The organism is Pararhizobium sp. LjRoot235 (assembly GCF_964254145.1).
In the GTDB taxonomy this organism is placed as follows: domain Bacteria; phylum Pseudomonadota; class Alphaproteobacteria; order Rhizobiales; family Rhizobiaceae; genus Pararhizobium.
On sequence record NZ_CAXUSP020000003.1, the window covers coordinates 156,585 to 175,188 of the forward strand.

Genomic DNA, 18,604 nt, shown 5'->3' on the forward strand with positions numbered 1-18,604 from the left:
TGCGATGGTTGCACTTCACACCTTCCGGCAGACCGGCCCGTCATTTGCAGATCTGGTCCCCTATGCGGGCCTCGTCGACAACGGCATCATGCTGCTCAAGGATGGATCGTTGATGGCCGGCTGGTATTTCGCCGGTCCGGACTCCGAAAGCTCCACGGATTTCGAGAGAAACGAGGTCTCGCGCCAGATCAACGCGATCCTCTCGCGGCTCGGATCGGGCTGGATGATCCAGGTCGAGGCGGTGCGCGTTTCGACCGTCGACTATACGTCCGCAGGACAATCCCATTTTCCCGACCCAGTAACGCGCGCCATTGACCTTGAGCGCAGGACCCATTTCGAGCGGGAGCAAGGGCATTTCGAAAGCCGGCATGCGATCATTCTCACCTACCGCCCTGTCGAACAACGCCGTTCCCGTCTCAGCAAATATATCTATTCCGATGAGAACAGCCGCGCGCAGTCCTACGCTGATACCGTGCTCTTTATCTTCCGCAACGCGACCCGTGAAATCGAGCAGTATCTCGGCAACACGATTTCCATCCAGCGGATGGCAACACGCGAAGCGCACGAGCGCGGCGGCACGCGCGTCGCCCGCTATGACGAACTCATGCAGTTCATCCGCTTCTGCATCACCGGCGACAATCATCCGGTCCGATTGCCGGATATTCCAATGTATCTGGACTGGGTTGCGACGGCAGAGCTCCAGCATGGCGTAACGCCAATGGTCGAGAGCAAATTTCTAGCCGTCGTCGCCATCGATGGACTACCGGCGGAAAGCTGGCCCGGCATTCTTGACAGCCTGGACCTGATGCCGATGACCTATCGCTGGTCATCCCGTTTTATCTTCCTCGATGCCGAGGAAGCACGGGCACGTCTCGAACGCACGCGAAAAAAGTGGCAGCAGAAGGTGCGGCCATTCTTCGATCAGCTATTCCAAACACAGAGGGGATCCGTTGATCAGGACGCAATGGGCATGGTTGACGAAACGGAGGATGCGATCGCGCAAGCATCGTCCCAACTCGTCGCCTATGGCTACTACACTCCGGTGGTGGTGCTGTTCGATCAGGACAGCGAAAGACTAAAGGATAAGGCCGAGGCGATCCGCCGTCTGATCCAGGCCGAGGGATTTGGAGCCCGGATCGAAACGCTCAATGCCTCCGACGCCTATCTCGGAAGCCTTCCTGGCAACTGGTACTGCAATATCCGTGAACCGCTAATCAACACCCGCAACCTCTCCGATCTTGTACCGCTGAACTCAGTCTGGTCGGGCAACCCGAACGCGCCGTGCCCGTATTATCTGCCGGCATCGCCGCCGCTAATGCAGGTCGCGTCGGGCTCGACACCCTTCCGATTGAACCTGCATGTCGACGACGTCGGCCACACGCTGGTGTTCGGCCCGACGGGCTCTGGCAAGTCGACGTTGCTGGCACTGATCGCCGCACAGTTCAGGCGCTACGAATATTCCCAAGTCTTTGCCTTCGACAAGGGCCAGTCGATGCTGCCGCTGACGCTTGCGGCCGGGGGCGATCACTACGATGTGGCCGGCGACGAAGGGGAGGGGGCTCGGCTTTCTTTCTGCCCATTGGCTGATCTTGCGACAGACGGAGACCGCGCCTGGGCGTCGGAATGGATCGAAACCCTTGTCGCGCTGCAGGGCATCATCATCACACCGGACCATCGCAACGCGATTTCCCGCCAGATCGATCTGATGGCAAGGGCTCCCGGCCGCTCGATGTCAGATTTTGTCAGCGGCGTCCAGCTTCGCGAAATCAAGGACGCACTTCACCACTACACCGTCGATGGGCCGATGGGCCAGTTGCTCGATGCCGAGACCGATGGACTGGCGCTCGGGTCGTTTCAGACATTCGAGATCGAGCAACTGATGAATATGGGCGAGCGCAATCTCGTGCCGGTGCTCACCTATCTCTTCCGACGGATCGAAAAGCGGCTCACCGGCGCCCCAAGCCTCATCATCCTCGACGAGGCCTGGCTCATGCTTGGTCACCCGACATTTCGGGACAAGATCCGCGAATGGCTGAAAGTGCTGCGCAAGGCCAACTGCGCGGTGCTGCTCGCGACGCAGTCCATCTCCGACGCCGAGCGTTCAGGCATCATCGACGTGCTTAAGGAAAGCTGCCCGACAAAGATCTGCCTTCCAAATGGTGCCGCCCGGGAACCAGGAACGCGGGAATTCTACGAGCGGATCGGCTTCAACGAACGCCAGATCGAGATCGTGGCAACCGCGATCCCGAAGCGGGAATACTACGTCGCCTCGCCCGAAGGCCGTCGTCTGTTCGACATGGCGCTCGGTCCGCTGACGCTCTCCTTCGTCGGCGCAACCGGCAAGGACGATCTGAAGCGCATCCGTTCCCTTCAATCAAAACACGGTCGTGAATGGCCGATCCACTGGCTCCAGACGAGAGGAATTCACGATGCAGAAGCGCTTATCAGGCAAAACTAAGGTGCTTACAGCGACCTTGATCGCGACTGCCGCCATGCTGCCCGATATCGCCATCGCCGGAGGCGTCACTGGCGAAGCAACGGAGTTCACGCAGCTCGCCAACAACGCCGAGCTTATCAAGCTGTTGGAAAGCTCCGGCGTGCAGGTGGAGAACCAGGTCAAGCAGATCAGTCAGTTGGCCGAACAGATCCAGAACCAGTTGAACATCTACGAAAACATGCTGCAGAACACCGCGCAGCTGCCGAACCACATCTGGGGTCAGGTCGAGGGAGACCTGAAGAAGCTACAGAGGGTGGTGTCGCAAGGGGAAGGGATCGCCTTCTCCATGGGAAATGTCGATGACGTTTTGAAGCAGCGCTTCCAGAGCTACGCAGACATCAAGTCGAACCTGCCGACCGGCGAGACTTTTTCCTCCAGCTATCAGACCTGGTCGGATACCAATCGCGATACAATTGCCGGCACGCTAAAGGCCGCCAACCTGACAGCCGATCAGTTTTCCAGCGAGGAATCGACCATGACCTCGTTGCGGTCGATGTCGGAAAACGCCGACGGTCAAATGAAGGCGCTGCAGGTCGGCCATCAGATTGCCGCGCAGCAAGTCGCACAGATGCAGAAGCTTCGCGGCCTCGTCTCGCAGCAGATGACCATGATGGGGACCTGGTACCAGTCCGAACAGACCGACAAGGACCTGGCGCAGGCTCGCCGGGAGGAGTTCTTCAAGGCCACCGCGCCGTCAATGAATGGTCCAGCAACGATGGAGCCTCAGTGGTGAGATCGGACCTCAAAGTCGCGATCCTACTGATCATCCTCGGTGCGGGAGCGAGCGGAGCATGGCTCGTTCACATGCAAAGGAAAGCCGATGACGTGGAAAGACACCAGGATTTCTTTGGCTCTCGGAGACGATATGACACGAGGCACGGTCAGGATATGAGGCCACAATGGTAGACTGGATGGTACCGCATCCGAGGCGCGACGCGCCGAGGAGTCTCATTCTGATAGGTGTTGTGCTACTTGCCCCCCCGGCATTCGGCCAGGAGGGTAGCGTGCTCACGGCCCTCCAGACGCAAGTGGGGATAGCGGCCCGCGGTTGGGAAGCGACTGTCATGGACGCAGCACGGTCGCTGTTCTGGATTCTCGCCGGAATCGAGATCGGAATTGCGGCTGTTTGGCTCGCGATTCAGGCTGCCTCACTCGACAGCTGGTTTGCCGAATTGGTTCGCCGGATCATGTTCATCGGTCTTTTTGCATTCATCCTCGATCAGGGCCCCGTCTTTGCAAAGGCAGTGGTGGACAGTCTTTACCAGATAGGTGCGGACGGTGGATCCGCGTCGCCGGCAAACGTCTTCAACGCCGGCCTCACGGTCGCATCGAAAATGTCCGAAAAGATCAGCTTTGGTCTGTTCGAGGACAACGCGCTTGCGATCTCAGCAGCCTTTTCAATGATCGTAGTCGTCATCGCCTTCTCTTTGGTCGCCGCGATCTTCGTGTCGGTCATGGTTGAGATGTACGTGGGTCTGCTGGCCGGCATGATCATGCTAGGCCTTGGAGGATCTTCCTACACGAAGGATTTTGCGGTTCGATATCTCGTCTATGCGTTCAGCGTCGGCATGAAACTCATGGCGCTTGTCATGATCTCCCGCATTGGATCTGACGTACTGATTGGCCTGGCAAACGACACGAGCGTCGGTGACGAATTCCAGACTGCATTAGCCATCGCGGGCATCGCCGTCGTGGTGTTCGTCATTGCCATGTATGTCCCAAACATCATGCAGGGCGTCGTCCAGGGTGCATCCGTGAGCGGCGGTATGGAATCAATCCGCCATGGCGGGCAGGCAGCGTCCTTTGCGGCCGGGGCAGGTTTCCTGGCTGCCGGCGGCGCAGCAGCCGGGGCGGCAGCCGCCAGTGGCGCACGGGCCGCCGGCTCTTCAGCCGCAGCGGCTGCGTTGAAAGGCATGGCGTCTGGCATTGGCGCGACGGGCACGGCAGTTGGATCGGCTGCCAAGGACAAGGCGATCGGCTCTCCCGGCGCCTATGCTGGGTCAATCATGGGGCTGGCGAATGCAAAACTCGACCAAGCCTCCGGTGCTGGCAACGCAAAAGCACCCCCACCACTTCGCGACGATAAGAAATTAGATTGAGGGAATCGAGCAATGGCAGCGCGACAACCGCCTGATAATCCCTACCTTGCCGCACGGCAGGAGTGGAACGAGCGATACGGCTCCTATGTGAAAGCGGCGGCTGCCTGGCGGATCGTTGGCATTGCCAGCCTCGGAATGGCACTCGTCGCCTTCTCCTATGCGCTCTATCAGAGCTCCCAGGTCAAGCTCGTCCCGTACATCGTCGAGGTTGACAAGCTCGGCACCTCGGTCAGTAGCGGTTTTCCCGAGCAGATCGAGTACGCCGATCCGCGGGTCGTGCGTGCCACGCTCGGCAGTTTCGTCACGAGCTTCAGGTCTGTCAGCCCGGATGCCGTCGTCCAGAAGCAATATATCGATCGCACCTATGCGCTTTTGCGTACGTCGGATCCCTCCACCGAAAAAGTGAACGCCTGGTTCCGGGCAAACTCACCCTTTGCAAAAGCAGAAAACGCGACGGTGGCGATTGAGGTCAACAACATCGTCGCCCTTTCTAATCAGTCCTACCAGATCGACTGGACCGAGTTCGAGCGGGACCGAAAAGGCAAGGAAACAGGCGTGCGCCGCTTCCGTGGAATTGCGACCGTCACGTTGACCGCACCGCAGGACGAGGGCGTCATCCGTCTCAATCCGATCGGTCTATACCTCCGCGACTTCGATTGGACGGCACAGCTTTGAGGGGCTTGGGATACATGAAACCATTGAGATCGTGTCGGCCGGGTTCCTTCGGAATGTGCGCCACACTTATCGTTGCCGCTGTTCTTGCGAGTGGACCGGCTTTGGCGCAGAGCATGACCTCGAACGAAGCCAAGGGAACCGGCATTTCCGGTAGATGGCGCGGCAGCACCGGTCTCGTGACCAAAGGCGCTGACGGAAAGGTGGTCTTTCTCTTTGGGGAGATCCAGCCATCCGTCGTCTGCTCGCCCTTACAGGTCTGTGACATTGAGCTGCAAGCCGGCGAGGTCGTGCGTGATGTTCTCGTTGGCGACACGGTTCGATGGAAAGTGGAGCCGGCGACCTCGGGTGCAGCGGGTGGGCAGGCGATCCACCTGATCGTCAAACCATCCGAGCCCGGCCTCGTCACCTCGATGGTCGTGACAACCTCGCGGCGGACCTATCATATCCAGCTGAAATCACATCCGAACCAATACATGGCGCGCGTCGGGTTCGAATATCCGGAAGATGTTTCGACAAAACTGGCCGATATCAATGCCCGGCTGGAGGCAAGCTCGATACCGGGCGCCGGCGTCCCGGCAGAAGGATTGAACTTCTCCTATTTGGTCAGCGGTCGAGCGTCCTGGCGTCCGACCCGGGTGTATTCCGACGGACAGAAAACCTACATCCAGTTCCCGCGCACGATTTCAGGCCAGGACGCGCCGGTTCTTTTTGTCGTCTCGGGCGGCCAGAACCGTATCGTCAACTACCGCATGAAGAACAACATGATGGTGGTCGACTACAATGTTGATCGCGCCGTTCTACTTTCCGGTGTCGGCTGGCGAAGAGAGAAGATTACGATTCGCAGGGGAGGGTGACAATGCGAAACCTGCTCATGATGGCTCTACTTGCCGCCTCGATGTCCGGTTGCCAGAGTGGCACCAACGCCTTGACCACGAGTGCTTCTCCACCCGAGCTTTCCGAGGCTGCATCCAGCGCGATTGCCGGCGACATGGCAAGCCGGTTTGCCGAACAGATGGGGCAGGGTCCTGGTACGCTCGTTTTGAAACAGGATACGTCGCCATTCGGACAGGCGCTTGTCGCGGCCCTGAAGAGCTCGGGCTATGCCGTCACCACCGATCAGGCGACCAATGACAAAAAACCGTTCGTTCAGCTGGCCTACATGGTCGACGATTTCGAGGGACAGACGCTCGCACGGCTTTCGACCGGGTCGGTAGAGCTTACCCGGGCTTACAGCACGACGACGGGCGGCGCCTCGCCCTCCAGTCCGCTGTCCGTGATGCAGCGCCAGTAGGGGGGCAAGAGCATGGTGCAATCCTTGCAGCTCGGCGGCACGTCCCCCCAGCACGAGCAACACCGGGGCATCCGACGGGTAAACCGCTTGCCGATCGTGATCGTCATCATACTCGCGCTCCTGTTTTTCGCGGTGATCATTTACGGGCTTTCGTCGCGTGGTCTCAATTTCCGCGGCGAGCCCGGCATTGATGCCGCCTCGAACAATCCCCCTTCGACCTTCGCTGACCAGCTGAAACGGGGTGTCTCCGATGGCATCATCGGCGAGCCGAGCCAAAGCCAAGTGTTTCAGCCCACGCCGGTCGTTCAGGACCCATTGGAACGGCTTGAGAACCGCCCAGCGCTCCGTCAACCGGAAAACGCTGACACCGACAGCAGACTTGATCCCGAGAAAGAATGGCGCGCACGGTTGGAACGTGAACAGAAAGAGCAATACCTGCGCGAGCAGCAGCGCCAACGGATGGCACGATTGCAGGCGAGAAGCGCTGCACTCGATTCGCCATTGACGGTGAATGTTCGCGATACCGATGCGAACGACACAGTTGCTGATACGTCCGCAAACAGCGGTGGTCAGGAGACTTTTCCACGAAACGCTTCCGATCTCTATGCCTCAGCTCTGCGATCGGGCCTGGCCGGGCAGAATGTCGATCCGAACGGCCAGACCAGCAAAGCCGATTTCTTCAACCAGGATATCAAGGACCTGGGCTATCTTCCGAACAGCGTCGTCCCCCCGCTGTCAGCATATGAGCTGAAACGTGGATCGGTTATCCCCGCCACACTCATCACAGGCATCAACTCCGATCTTCCTGGCCGGATTACCGCGCAGGTCAGCCAGCATGTATTTGACAGCGCCACCGGCCACAGGCTTCTGATCCCACAGGGAACGAAGCTGTTTGGCCGCTACGACGCCGACGTCTCGTTCGGGCAATCCCGTGTCCTCGTCGTTTGGACCGACATCATTTTCCCGAATGGCTCCACGCTGCAGATCGGCGGCATGGCGGGGACTGATGCGCAAGGCTATGGGGGGTTCAAGGACAAGGTCGACCGGCATTATCTAAGAACGTTCGGCGCTGCGGCCCTGCTCGCGATGATAGGTACCGGCATCGATATGTCGGTGCCCGAAAGCTCGACACTTGAGACACAGGACACCGCCTCTGACGCCGCGCGGCGCAATTTTGCCGAGACGTTCGGGCGGGTGGTGGAGCGAACGATCGACAGGAACCTGGATGTTCAGCCCACCCTCAAGATCCGGCCGGGCTATAAATTCAACGTCCTCGTCGACCAGGACATCGTTTTCCCATCGGCATATCGTGAAGGATAGTTGGCCTCAGATTTTGCTTCCAAGATGTCCGTCGCCGCGCGACTAGATCAGGCTCAGTTTGGTAGCACGCGCCGTCGCATGAGGGAGTGTATAGACGTCGAGCTTTGCCTTGGCTTTATTGATATGGAACACAACGGTTTTGTATGCGAGACCTTCCACATTGGCGATATCAGCCATTCTCATGCCCTCGGCTATCATTTTTAGAAATGAAGCTTCCCTTGTGTTCAGGTTGGCAAGCGTCGGTGGCGCCACGGGTTCCTGGGCGAATTTTGCGTGAAGCAGTGCTACCGCTGAAACCGCCGAGACGATATCCAACTCCGCAGTTTTCGCCGTCTCCGGATCGCGCGATGCAAGTGTAAAAAGTGCGTACTGTCCCTTTCCAGTTCGCACCGGAATCGAAATGCCGGAGCGGATCCCGAAGCCTGCCGCGTCATCGTAGAAGCGTTTGACATCATTGCCGGCGAAGCGTCGTTCCCGATCGATTGACCACTCGAACGGCCGGTTGAGGCGCTTTGCGGTGGTTATGACCGGGTCGATGATAGTATAGGATCGCTCCAGGTAAATGGCTTGCCACTCCTTTGGGTAGTCCGACACGGCATGCACCTTCTGAGCGTGCAGATTGAGGAACGCGAAGTAGTCATAGCCATAGTTGGCCCTTAGGCGGCTCAATGCGAGCTTCAGGGACTTTTGACCGGATGCCCGCGCGACGGCTTCGGTGAGCTCACTGAAAAACCGATTACGTTTCATGGGATCAAACTCCATCTGAACGATGGCCATGCCGCAATACGGTGAGAGCTACTGCAGACATCACCGGCATGGCGCGTTGACTGAACTGCCGCTCGGGCAAGCAGTTGCTTTTAAAAGAATCCGGGCCGGTTTGATACAGGCCTCACCGGAGCCCGCAACTCGTTTTAGCTGCCGATGACTTCTTCCACAACCTCAAGGCTTCCTCGCAACAAAACTTAACAATTCGCGCTTAGCCGACATCGGCAGCAATCCCATCAGTTCGGTTGCGCTGGTGATCGCATCCTCGCCGGGACCTTCAACCGAGACAACGTCAACTCGATTATTGCAACACGATAGGAACGATTCAGAGGCAAACCCGTCCGGGACTTGGACGTGCCCCGTCGGGTGAATCGCCGGCGGTCGAATTTCGCCACTGCGCTCCGTCGCTCAAAAATGCCTTCGAACTAAACCTTGCGGGCTGAAACGCTGAAACTCAACCAGTCGCTAGTCCATCACAATAGCTGCGGCGAAGAAAGTGGAACCGAGGAAGATCACCGCGCCGATGACGATGCTCTGGATCATGTTCATGCGCCTGGTACGCCTGCCGTCCCAGTCGTAAGTCATCGCAGCACCTCATTGAAAGATTCAATCGCCGCCCGAGCAGTGGAACAATCGGGGCGAGGCGGAATAGACAACAAAAAGTTGAGGCCATCAAGACGAGTGTCGTTCAAATGGCGACTGTGTGGCGATCGGTGGCGCAGAGGGACCAAAAAGAAAAGGCCGGGTGACCGCCCGACCCCAGAGGCTCGCCTCAACAGCAAGTGCCAGTACATCCGTGGTCAAATGCTGGAGACGAGTTCCATGGAACGAAAATATAACAGCCGCATGGAGTTTTCAAGGCGCGCCGCCACTTCGCTGTTTCTTACGTGGTTGTCCATTCAGTCATTTTTCCAGGCGTGAATGCTGATCCGTGCGCGGATTTCTTTCTGGTAAGGGGAAAGTGCGTCGAGCTACATGCGCAATGGGATTATGTCAGGTGGTCGCGGTCGACCACAGCGGTGAACATATAGCCGCCAAGCCTGATAGTTTTGACGAGCTCCGGATGACGCGGGTTCCTCTCGATCTTAGATCGCAAGCGGCGGATGTGAACGTCGACGCTCCGCTCTCCTGGTTTGCCCACGCCCACATGCGCGAAACCCAGAAGCTCCGCCCTTGTCATCACCCGGCCAGGATTAAGACACAATGCAAGCAGCATGTCGAACTCGGCGGCCGTGAGCGGTATCGACCGGCCGGCCGGATCGTAGACGAGGCGACGGCGCGGATTGATCCGCCAGTTCTCAAACCGCAACCCGGGCATGTCGAGGCCACTTGCGCCGCAGGTCTTTGATCTGCGCAGAAGCGTACGAATGCGCGCGACAAGTTCGCTGATATCGAAGGGTTGCGACAGACAGTCGTCCGCTCCAGCATCGAGTGCGGCAATTCTATTCTGTCTCGTTGCACCGTTGATAAGAAGAATCAAGGGAATCGTGCTTTGCCAGCGAATGGCGTGGCAGAGAGGAAGGCTGTCTGCTGCATGCGCATAGGCGATCACCAGATCGAACGGTTGGCGCGTGAGCAACGCGCTACCATCAGGCCATTGTTCGGTCCATGCCGTCGCAAACCCGGCCGCCGAAATGGTGCTCGCAATACCGCCACACGCCTCACCATCCCCGAGCAAAAGAATTCCGGGGGCTGATTTTTCTGAACTTGTCTTTTCAGACACCGGCATGTTGCGCCCTCGCTTCTGACATGGGCAAAGGCCCAGCCTGCACGGCGATCACTAGAAACAGCGCATGCTTCCCTCGCGTTGAGAAGGCGGCAACTGGTAAAAGTACGAGTGCCCTTTTTTCGTACCGAGACGACCGGGTCACAGACATCCGAGTGATCCATGCAAGACAGGAGCCGCCGCGGCGCAATAAATCTTAACCTACAACATTACGGTGTGGTTTGAATTTTATGCAACGAAATGACAGGCTAATGGCAACAATTCTGGTCAGAGGCGCGGCAGCCTCACGCCGCAGCCGGCGCGCCCTGCCGTATAAATGTGAGAAGCGTGATCATCATCACATCGAGCGACCCTCAATGTTCGTTATTCCTGCGGCACATTCTTGTGCGGGATGGTTTCGATACGGTTCTGGCGGCGGATTGCGACGAGGCCCTGTCGCTAACGAAAGAAGGTATCGCCGATGCTTTGCTGGTGGACTGGGATCCGGCTTATTCGCTTGCACTTTTTGGAATGCTCAAGGCCACACCCCAGACACGGGACGTGACGCTGATTGCGCTGATCGATCCCGCAGCGGCCAGCGAGTATCCGCGCTTCGTCAACGCCGGCGTCGATATCGCCTTCGTCAGGCCGGTGGATCCGGTGCGATTTCTGGATGTCCTCAGAGCACAACTGCCGTTGCCGGCGAGCGGGATTGCAGATCTCGCGCATCATGAAAGCCTCGGTCAAGCGGGTATTATTCTTGAGCCTCTTGCATGCCGGGTCTTCCGCAGCGGCAGGGAAATTCATTTGCCATTGATCGAATTCAACCTTCTGCGATGCCTCATGGAACGGCCGGGGCAGGTGATGAGCCGCGACGAGCTGATAGCCGGTGCGTGGCCGAGGGGCGTCTTTGTCGATCTCCGCACGGTCAATGTTCATATCGGGCACCTGCGAAGGTCGCTGAATTTCGTCCCGGGCAAGGACCCGATCCGAACCGTACGCGGCGTTGGCTACGCGCTGAACACGAGTGGAATGGATGCCAAGGACGGGGAAGCGTCAGGATCAGCCAAGGAGAAGCGGGATGAGCATCGGTTTTCAGGATACCGTCGTCATCAATGGGAGCGTGATCACGGGTGATGGCAGGACGTTCTTCGAAAGGGGTGTCGTGCGGTTGCGCGACGACAGGATCCTCGAGGTGCGAGAGGGCACCGAGTCTACAACCAAGGACGCGTTCGTGATCGATGCCACCGGATGCACGATTCTGCCAGGGATTATCAACGCGCATGCGCACGGCTGTATTCACGGGCCTGCGATGCCAAGCGGCTCAGCGCCCTTTGCCGAGCACGACGTCGCGTATTTCCGCAACAGGCATCTTTTGTCCGGAACGACGACGCTGCTCAATGTCTGTGGCCTCGCAGCGGCTGACGAAATTCACCCTCCTGGTGCGGAGCGACATTCACTCGACATCCATGTGTCGACCGCGCACACACCGAGCAACATCGCCGCAGCCATGGAGATTGACGGAAAGGGCTTGTCGAACCGACACCACGCCTTGACAATCGAGGCAATGATTGCCGATGGCGCCAAGGCGCTGGGCGAGGCAGGTGGGGGCCAGACGTTGGGCGGTGGAGCGCAGGACTACCGCTTCATTCCCGCCGCCATTCTGGCTGCGACCGGAGTCTCCGTTCACCCGAAAATTGCCCGTTCCTTGAAAGAAGCAGTGCTCGGCCGGTCGCTCAATGGCGATGGAGCCGCCGATCAGCCTTATCTTGAGAACCTGATGGAGAGCTGCGGCCTGAAAGCGCATCTCGACGCGGCAGCGATGCGCGAGCTCATCGCAAAGACCGTGCTTCCGCCGGTTGCTCTCTCGCTTCATGGCTTTTGGGAGATCGCGACCCAATCCGCGCGTTTCGGTCTGCCAGCTATTTTCCACACGGCGTTGCCGACGATCGAAACCTTGTTGAAGATTGCGGCAACACATCCGGTCTGCAAGATGGTCGCTGGACACGCCAACCATCCTTCGTTTTCGGCAGAGGAAGCAGTGCACTTCGCATCGGGGCTTCGCAAGCGGGGTGCTGCAATTGACGTATCGACGCTTGACTGTGTCCATACGCGCTGGCGTAACGAACCGGATAATCTGGACGCACTGATCGAGGCGAGTTTGGTCGATACGATATCGACGGATTTTGCCGGGGGCGATTGGGACAGCATTCTGTCGGCAGTGCAACGCATGGTGACAAAAAGTCAGTTGTCAGCACCAGCAGCGGTCGCTCTTTCCACGGGCAATGTTGCCCGGACTTTTCCGCAGCTTGCCGGCGACCGTGGGCTCCTCGAAAAGGGCAGACGTGCGGACTTGACAATCTCCGAAGATCACAATCTCAGCCGTGTCCGTCATGTCATGATCAGGGGCGAGATTGCGGTATGGAACGGGGCACTCATCGATGCAACCGGGTGATCGTGGCCGTTTGCGCGTGGTCCACATTAAGTTCAGGCAATTTTCCTAGCGCGAAATAAATCTCGTTTGGATCACATGATACAGTTGACAACAGTTTGGATCATGTGTTCACTGTCACTAATTAAGCACGGATTAGGGACGAGACGAAGTCGGGACGAGGGCACAACAGCGGTGTAGCCGGGTCATTTACGAGCGGGCGCTCAAAGGCTGTATTTATGCGGAAGTGGAGAGTTGTTTTGTGCGGATGGATGCGCGCAGCATCCACCCTATGCCGGCCGCAGTAACTTGGGTTCTTTGATATCGATAGGGCGACTGCCTGTATCCACTTTTTGTCCTTCATTCGCGGGGATGCCTTTGGCCGTACTCGGTGCTGTGCGCTTTGAGTTAAACGACGAGGCATTGGAATTCCGGTGTGCAGGAGAGCGCCGGCTCGGCCGAATTGAATACAATAAGAACAATACCGAACGAAATTTTTTCCAAAGGGAGCTCGTTAGGTCAGCGGAGTTGTGTAATCGAACCATAACCAAGGGGAATAAGCGCATGAAAAACTTAGTTTTACAGCCCATCAACCGTCGCACCCTTCTTAAGGCTGGCGGTGCATTCGCCGCCGGTACGCTATTTGCTCCGGCCATCATAGGCAGGGCAGCGGCGGCGGAGACGATCACGCTGCTTACTTGGGAAACCTATCAGGAACCTGACTGGGTCAAGGAGTGGGAAGCAGCTAACGAAGGTGTCAAGCTTAACCCGGTGGTCATTTCTTCCCTTGACGAAGTATTCGCGCAACTCCAATCCGGGGCGATAAAGCCAGACGTTATCTATTCAGAGGCGTCCACAGCTGGGCGCCTCAAGAAGGCCGGCCAGATCGACGCTTTCGATATCGCAAAAGTTCCCAACATTGCGAACATCCTCCCAGCGCTGAACTGGAAGAATCCGCTGAGCGTGGATGGTGTTCTGATGGGTATTCCCTTGCACTGGGGTACGCAGCCGCTCATGTACAACGCCGATGTTATCAAGGAGCCCCCGATGACCTGGGCGGCGCTTTGGGACAAGGCCCACCAAGGGAAGGTGAGCACCTTTGACGACGCGACGGTCAACATCCCGATGGTCGCACTGTATGTCGGCGCGAAAGATCCCTTTAATTTGACGGAGGATGAGTTTACCCTCGTCGCCGATGCACTGCGAGGGCTTCGCTCGCAGGTGCGGGTTATCACGCGTGGATTTGATGACGCCACTAACCTCTACGCGTCGGGCGAGGCGGTCATCGGTTATTGCCACCTTGTCTCGGTCGTCAACTCGCTCAAGAAGAAGAAGCTCAATTTCGCGTATACCTTGCCCAAGGAAGGCACGCCATCCTGGATTGAAGGGACGTATATCACCAAACAGGGTCAGCGGGACATCGTCTACAAGTTTATCAACGACACGATGTCGTTGGAATGGCAATCGAGATTCATGAATTTCTCGGGGAGCAACGGCATTCTGACGTCAGCGGGAGCCCGCAAGGCTGGACTTTCTGAGGACTTTCTACGGACCACCAACATCCTCGACGCGGACAGCCCGGCGCTCAAGGAGAACCTCCTTTTCTTCAAAGAACCGGAGGATGTGGAGCGTCGCATCCAGCTTTGGAACGACTTCCTGGCAGGAACCCTTTAAGATCGGTCTCTAACGGTTCTGAGGACAGGACGTGGGACCACACGAAACTTGCAGGCCTATCGAAAGCCTATGACCGGGCGAAAAAACCGGTGCTCGACGAGGTACCTTTCTCGGTGAAGCCAGGGGGTTCTTTCGATGCATGGGCAAGTGCACGTTTCCCGGAGCTACGCGTTTTTCCCGCACCTCACGGTGCGGGAATCATCTAGGATCGTGTGAACGCGAGGCCGCGGCGTGTCTGGCCGTAATGTGCGTGGCCTTACGCCACTTAGAAGGTCAGAGTTCATGCCTCAGACGAGCGAGTGGAGCCAAGTTCGTGGAGGAGCAGCGCACCGTCATCGGCCCGGAGCCGCAGCACGGCGTTAACCAGCGTCTTTTGCTGTCCAGGGCTGATGATCCCGCGCGTCACCCTGAGGAATTTTTCTTCGAGCGCACCGAAGGACAACGGGTGCGCCGGGTCCCCGACGGGTCCCGCAACCGGCGATCTGAAACGGCCTCTGGTTGTTTCGACCGTGATCCGTGCCAAAGTCTGATGGGGAAAGAGCCGGTCGAGCTCTGGATCGGCGCTCATCCGCACCTTTTCGGCAAAACGCGAAAGATCGGAGCGGTTGAGCAGTCCCACGCCAACGGGAGCGAGCGCCGCCGGTCCGTCGATGGCCGTTACGGCAAGGCAATATGGCAGGCTATATTGGATATCGACAAGGTTTTCGGGATTGGTCTTGTTGCCAAGCCTGAGCGCCCATCCGAACGTATCGACAGTTACACCCGTGATCTCCTCGGCAAGGAGAGCCTGCTCGATCATGATCGTCAACAGAGCGTCGAGAGGTGCATGAATATATCGGCAGCAGGCATAAAGTTTGAAATACGTACCGCCGATTTCCCAACGGTCGCCCAACCGGTCGACGATCCTTTCACGATCATAATAATAGGGATGATCGAGCAGATCAGCAGGTCCTGTATGGCCACTCATCGCTAGGTAAAGAGCGGTCAACCCAGTCGCGGCGCTCCAGGCTATGCCCTCCTTCACATCGTTTCCAGTGTCGCTGGAATAGCCGGAGCTGCCATTTGCCTGCTGATTGGGGGCAAGCACACCGGCAATTGCCAGAGCCTGTGCGATGTGAGCGGGCCCGGTCCCCATCATTGAGGCCGCTGCGGCGACCGCAGCAAAGGCTGCCCAACGGCCGGATTGGCGGGTCGGGATGCCTTGCGGATTTTGCGCTGCGGCGATCCTTACGCCAATATCATAACCAGCGATGATTGCTGACACGAGTGTGCGGCCGGTCACTTTCGTCTGCGTGGCGAGGGTGAGGACGGTGGGAATCACGCAGGCGCCGGGGTGGCCGCGGGCTGCACGGTGCCCGTCGTCAAGATCAAGTGCGCAAGCTGCCGCCGCATTGCAGATGAGGGCGGCAACGGGAGCTGCTGTCTTTGCCGACATCCAGATTGGAGCGGTGCCCTGCCCGAAAATTAGTGGCGCCGACTGTCGCGTCGCAGTCGGGCCTTTTGCCTCCACGCCGGCAATGGCAGCACCAATCAGGTCAAGGACGCAACGCACAGCGGTTTCCTCGATTGAGGGCGGGCGCTCCACTTGCGAGACGCTGCATATGTGATCCGCCAAAATACCTGTCAGGTGCATGGTGATGTCCAGTCTGTGCCCCAGGCAGCCCATAAGCGATCGCTCTCGCGCCGCTTAATTCGAGGAGGAAAACCCGTCGCGCGCGCGTGCGTATTTCTCGAAGGTTGCCTGAGCGACGTAGAGGTCGAGCATTGGCAGTCCGACGCAGGTAATACATACGGGTCCAGCCTGCTTTAGATACCAATCCTGCGATGCCGAAAGTTCACGAATCCCCAACAGCGGTCCGACGGTCTCGAGGGACAGCCCATTCCGCCAAAAATGCAGGGCCAAGCTTTGCGACCTTCTGTGCGACACCATTGCGAGGCTGTCGCAGACGACGGTCCCGGTGCGAAGTGCGCGAACAAGATAGGGTTGCGGAACTTCATCGCCGCCCAGGTGGAGCGTCACTGCGTCAGCAAGGAGCTCCCTGTCCTCAAATATGGGTTGCCGGGCATTGGATGCAGTGACGACGAATGCGCAGTCGCAAAGCCGGCTATTATCCGCAACCGGGATCAGCGGGATCGTCGTTTGCGCACGCAGAACTCCTATCATTGGTTCTGCACCTTCAAACGTCCGGCTTCGCACGAAGATTTCTCGGATCCTATCCGAACCGATGTGGTCCAGGCACGAAATTGCGGCTCTGGCGACCGGCCCCGCGCCAAAGACAAAGACCGAAATCTTCTCTTGTTCGGGAAAGCACCGCTGAAACACCTTCGAAGCGTATGTTCCGGTTCGCGTCGCCGATATTGCGGTACCGTCGAGAATGGCTACGGGACGCATTGTCATTTTCTCCAACAGGACGATCGTGGACGTCGACCGAGGCAAACCGAGCCGCCGGTTAAACGCATTGGCGCCGATGATCTTAACCGCGCCGAATTCCGCATTGACGCTGTAGAGCGACGAAAGCTTCCATCCGAGGCGCTGCTCGGTAAAGTCAGCCTTGAAGGGTTGGAATTCCGGCCTGCTCCAGAACTCCTCCTCGGGCAATGAAAGAACCGCTTTACCGCCGAATGACTTGGCCGCCCGGATGTCGCGCCAGGCCGAATTGACGGTTTTGAGCAGTTCGGCAGTCGTTAGCTCGGCCCGCATCGATTGCAACGCGTCGAGGCCAATAAAGGTGACGGGCTCGGTGAAGCCTGCGTGACGATACATGATTGTTCCTCCGAAGATCGACAGTGCTGCGTGACGAGCGAGCGTCAAACCTTAACTTCTTCCGGCAACACGCGGGGTGAAGGTTTCGCAAAGCTTCGGCCTTGCCGGTAAAGCGACGGAGCAGCGCAGGATAAATCCAGGTAAATAGATGTGCGGTGGATCGGTTCGCCTAAATCCGACTAGGCCTACGAGTTCCCCGCAGGTCCTTGACGGCTAACGGCGCTATGATCAAACTTTTCGGGTTAATGGCCTTAGCCTTCGCTCATAATGTCGTTGAGCAGATCGCTGGCGCTGGCATATTCTTTGCCAAGACCTGCTTCGCTCTCCGCGTCGGCCGCGCTGATTTCCTGACCTAAAGACCGGACGCGCATCTCGTAATCGGCCAACATCCGAATTCCGGCTCTTACCGCCTCGGTTTCGGTTCCAAAACGGCCATTCCGGACCAAGTCAGACAAGATACCATCGTAGGTATCGCCCAATGAAAATGTCTTTGCTCGTGCCATGTATGCAATACTTTCGCTAACACGTTACATGCCATGCAGGCCGGCCGGACCGGCTCGGAGGTAGCAAGTGAAGCTAGGCATGTCAGTGGTTTTTGGAAACAGCGACTATCAGCGCAACGACCCTGCGGCGGATCCTCGGGTCCGCGATCTGTTTGAATGCACGGTTTAGCTCAATGCATTCGGGAGTGCCCAACCAGGCCAGGATCGCTGTGTCGATCGAGGCTGTCGAAGAGGTGACGCAGCGGGTCGAACTTGCGACTGGCTCAAACAGCGACGAGATCGGGACATGAAGCTTCCTCGCGATCTGTTGTAGACGGCTAGACCCGACACGCGAGAGCCCCACCTCATATTTCTGCACCTGCTGCGCGGTGACTCCGAGGGAGCGCGCAAGTTCGGGCTGGCTCATTCCCAGCCTTCGCCGGTGTTCCCGAATTCTGCCGCCGATGGCAAGATCAATGACATTTGGTTTTCGTACAGCCAGTTTCATGCCTTCCATTGCTGGACGTCAATTGTGAGATGCTCGACCGTTTGCCTCCCGACGCCGGCGTTACGCGCCATTTGACCTCAATCGTGTGACAGCCAGTCCGCGGCGATTACATACTATAGTTGATAAACTTAAATTCTGCAGGCTGGCATCAGTGGCGCATGGACATGCGCAAATTGGTCGGACGGAACTTTGCGCGCCTGCGTCGGGAAAAGGGTTTGACGCAGGAGGAAGTCTCGGCGCGCGCTGGCTTCAGCCAGCAATATTTGAGTGGCCTCGAGCAGGGCAAACGCAACCCGAGCATCGTGACGCTTTATGAACTTGCGCAGGCGCTCGGAGTCGACCACATGGACCTTGTGCGGCCGGATGTCCCGACACCATGAACCCACTTGACAT

At 58.0% G+C, this 18,604-nt stretch carries 17 protein-coding genes; 11 read left to right on the forward strand and 6 right to left on the reverse strand.

Annotated elements, in window-relative coordinates; all coding sequences use genetic code 11:
* Positions 1-4 precede the first annotated feature (4 nt).
* The 7 genes from ACSQ2Z_RS27035 (at position 5) to trbI (ending at position 7,882) form a co-directional block, all read left to right on the forward strand.
* Positions 5-2,458 carry a conjugal transfer protein TrbE gene (locus ACSQ2Z_RS27035; RefSeq protein WP_436084305.1) on the forward strand — a complete coding sequence of 818 codons (2,454 nt, stop codon included), beginning with the start codon at positions 5-7 and terminating at the stop codon, positions 2,456-2,458.
* Complete coding sequence (trbJ, locus tag ACSQ2Z_RS27040) at positions 2,430-3,230, forward strand: P-type conjugative transfer protein TrbJ (RefSeq protein ID WP_436084306.1); 801 nt, start codon at positions 2,430-2,432, stop codon at positions 3,228-3,230. The genes ACSQ2Z_RS27035 and trbJ overlap by 29 nt, the downstream gene beginning before the upstream one ends.
* Positions 3,231-3,408: 178 nt before the next feature.
* Entirely contained in the window at positions 3,409-4,596 is a 1,188-nt protein-coding gene (gene trbL, locus ACSQ2Z_RS27045; RefSeq protein WP_436084396.1) for a P-type conjugative transfer protein TrbL, read from the forward strand.
* 12 nt (positions 4,597-4,608) lie between these two features.
* Positions 4,609-5,271: a conjugal transfer protein TrbF gene (locus ACSQ2Z_RS27050; RefSeq protein WP_436084307.1), complete on the forward strand. Its 663-nt coding sequence runs from the start codon at positions 4,609-4,611 to the stop codon at positions 5,269-5,271.
* 53 nt (positions 5,272-5,324) lie between these two features.
* Positions 5,325-6,125 (forward strand): P-type conjugative transfer protein TrbG, encoded by an 801-nt coding sequence (gene trbG / locus ACSQ2Z_RS27055; protein WP_436084308.1) that lies wholly within the window; start codon positions 5,325-5,327, stop codon positions 6,123-6,125.
* Positions 6,126-6,127: 2 nt separating this feature from the next.
* On the forward strand, positions 6,128-6,562 hold the full coding sequence (gene trbH / locus ACSQ2Z_RS27060) for a conjugal transfer protein TrbH (RefSeq protein WP_436084309.1): 435 nt from the start codon (positions 6,128-6,130) through the stop codon (positions 6,560-6,562).
* Positions 6,563-6,574: 12 nt separating this feature from the next.
* Positions 6,575-7,882, forward strand: coding sequence for an IncP-type conjugal transfer protein TrbI (gene trbI / locus ACSQ2Z_RS27065; RefSeq protein ID WP_436084310.1), 1,308 nt, complete (start codon positions 6,575-6,577; stop codon positions 7,880-7,882).
* Positions 7,883-7,924: 42 nt separating this feature from the next.
* Here trbI and ACSQ2Z_RS27070 read toward each other — a convergent pair whose 3' ends face one another.
* Both ACSQ2Z_RS27070 and ACSQ2Z_RS27075 read right to left on the reverse strand, forming a co-directional pair.
* Positions 7,925-8,629 (reverse strand): autoinducer binding domain-containing protein, encoded by a 705-nt coding sequence (locus ACSQ2Z_RS27070; RefSeq protein WP_436084311.1) that lies wholly within the window; start codon positions 8,627-8,629, stop codon positions 7,925-7,927.
* Positions 8,630-9,635: 1,006 nt separating this feature from the next.
* Entirely contained in the window at positions 9,636-10,376 is a 741-nt protein-coding gene (locus ACSQ2Z_RS27075) for a response regulator transcription factor (protein WP_436084312.1), read from the reverse strand.
* Positions 10,377-10,700: 324 nt separating this feature from the next.
* Between ACSQ2Z_RS27075 and ACSQ2Z_RS27080 the strand changes: the two genes are divergently transcribed.
* The 3 genes from ACSQ2Z_RS27080 to ACSQ2Z_RS27090 all read left to right on the forward strand — a co-directional run bounded on the left by ACSQ2Z_RS27080 (position 10,701) and on the right by ACSQ2Z_RS27090 (position 14,457).
* Positions 10,701-11,489 (forward strand): winged helix-turn-helix transcriptional regulator, encoded by a 789-nt coding sequence (locus ACSQ2Z_RS27080; protein ID WP_436084313.1) that lies wholly within the window; start codon positions 10,701-10,703, stop codon positions 11,487-11,489.
* Positions 11,434-12,807 carry an amidohydrolase family protein gene (locus ACSQ2Z_RS27085; RefSeq protein ID WP_436084314.1) on the forward strand — a complete coding sequence of 458 codons (1,374 nt, stop codon included), beginning with the start codon at positions 11,434-11,436 and terminating at the stop codon, positions 12,805-12,807. Before ACSQ2Z_RS27080 ends, ACSQ2Z_RS27085 begins: the two co-directional genes overlap by 56 nt.
* Positions 12,808-13,347: 540 nt before the next feature.
* The gene (locus ACSQ2Z_RS27090; RefSeq protein WP_436084315.1) at positions 13,348-14,457 is read left to right on the forward strand and encodes an extracellular solute-binding protein; all 1,110 of its coding nucleotides are present in this window, start codon (positions 13,348-13,350) and stop codon (positions 14,455-14,457) included.
* Positions 14,458-14,737: 280 nt separating this feature from the next.
* Here the strand turns inward: ACSQ2Z_RS27090 and ACSQ2Z_RS27095 are convergent, their stop codons facing one another.
* From ACSQ2Z_RS27095 to ACSQ2Z_RS27110, 4 genes are all read right to left on the reverse strand, one after another.
* Positions 14,738-16,090, reverse strand: a complete 1,353-nt coding sequence (locus ACSQ2Z_RS27095; RefSeq protein ID WP_436084316.1) for an MmgE/PrpD family protein — start codon at positions 16,088-16,090, stop codon at positions 14,738-14,740.
* Between the two features lie 54 nt (positions 16,091-16,144).
* Positions 16,145-17,221, reverse strand: a complete 1,077-nt coding sequence (locus ACSQ2Z_RS27100) for an ornithine cyclodeaminase (RefSeq protein WP_436084317.1) — start codon at positions 17,219-17,221, stop codon at positions 16,145-16,147.
* Between the two features lie 251 nt (positions 17,222-17,472).
* Complete coding sequence (locus ACSQ2Z_RS27105) at positions 17,473-17,724, reverse strand: type II toxin-antitoxin system ParD family antitoxin (protein ID WP_436084318.1); 252 nt, start codon at positions 17,722-17,724, stop codon at positions 17,473-17,475.
* 82 nt (positions 17,725-17,806) lie between these two features.
* Complete coding sequence (locus ACSQ2Z_RS27110) at positions 17,807-18,211, reverse strand: helix-turn-helix domain-containing protein (RefSeq protein WP_436084319.1); 405 nt, start codon at positions 18,209-18,211, stop codon at positions 17,807-17,809.
* A gap of 158 nt (positions 18,212-18,369) precedes the next feature.
* On the opposite strand from ACSQ2Z_RS27110, the gene ACSQ2Z_RS27115 reads away from it, so the two are divergent.
* The gene (locus ACSQ2Z_RS27115) at positions 18,370-18,591 is read left to right on the forward strand and encodes a helix-turn-helix domain-containing protein (RefSeq protein ID WP_436084320.1); all 222 of its coding nucleotides are present in this window, start codon (positions 18,370-18,372) and stop codon (positions 18,589-18,591) included.
* Positions 18,592-18,604 lie beyond the last annotated feature (13 nt).

Bases quoted from the DNA above. Each gene is read 5' to 3' on its own strand.
- ACSQ2Z_RS27035 (WP_436084305.1), top strand. From the start codon at position 5: ATGGTTGCACTTCACACCTTCCGGCAGACCGGCCCGTCATTTGCAGAT.
- trbJ (WP_436084306.1), top strand. From the start codon at position 2,430: ATGCAGAAGCGCTTATCAGGCAAAACTAAGGTGCTTACAGCGACCTTG.
- trbL (WP_436084396.1), top strand. From the start codon at position 3,409: ATGGTACCGCATCCGAGGCGCGACGCGCCGAGGAGTCTCATTCTGATA.
- ACSQ2Z_RS27050 (WP_436084307.1), top strand. From the start codon at position 4,609: ATGGCAGCGCGACAACCGCCTGATAATCCCTACCTTGCCGCACGGCAG.
- trbG (WP_436084308.1), top strand. From the start codon at position 5,325: ATGTGCGCCACACTTATCGTTGCCGCTGTTCTTGCGAGTGGACCGGCT.
- trbH (WP_436084309.1), top strand. From the start codon at position 6,128: ATGCGAAACCTGCTCATGATGGCTCTACTTGCCGCCTCGATGTCCGGT.
- trbI (WP_436084310.1), top strand. From the start codon at position 6,575: ATGGTGCAATCCTTGCAGCTCGGCGGCACGTCCCCCCAGCACGAGCAA.
- ACSQ2Z_RS27070 (WP_436084311.1), bottom strand. From the start codon at position 8,629: ATGAAACGTAATCGGTTTTTCAGTGAGCTCACCGAAGCCGTCGCGCGG.
- ACSQ2Z_RS27075 (WP_436084312.1), bottom strand. From the start codon at position 10,376: ATGCCGGTGTCTGAAAAGACAAGTTCAGAAAAATCAGCCCCCGGAATT.
- ACSQ2Z_RS27085 (WP_436084314.1), top strand. From the start codon at position 11,434: ATGAGCATCGGTTTTCAGGATACCGTCGTCATCAATGGGAGCGTGATC.
- ACSQ2Z_RS27090 (WP_436084315.1), top strand. From the start codon at position 13,348: ATGAAAAACTTAGTTTTACAGCCCATCAACCGTCGCACCCTTCTTAAG.
- ACSQ2Z_RS27095 (WP_436084316.1), bottom strand. From the start codon at position 16,090: ATGCACCTGACAGGTATTTTGGCGGATCACATATGCAGCGTCTCGCAA.
- ACSQ2Z_RS27100 (WP_436084317.1), bottom strand. From the start codon at position 17,221: ATGTATCGTCACGCAGGCTTCACCGAGCCCGTCACCTTTATTGGCCTC.
- ACSQ2Z_RS27105 (WP_436084318.1), bottom strand. From the start codon at position 17,724: ATGGCACGAGCAAAGACATTTTCATTGGGCGATACCTACGATGGTATC.
- ACSQ2Z_RS27110 (WP_436084319.1), bottom strand. From the start codon at position 18,211: ATGAAACTGGCTGTACGAAAACCAAATGTCATTGATCTTGCCATCGGC.
- ACSQ2Z_RS27115 (WP_436084320.1), top strand. From the start codon at position 18,370: ATGGACATGCGCAAATTGGTCGGACGGAACTTTGCGCGCCTGCGTCGG.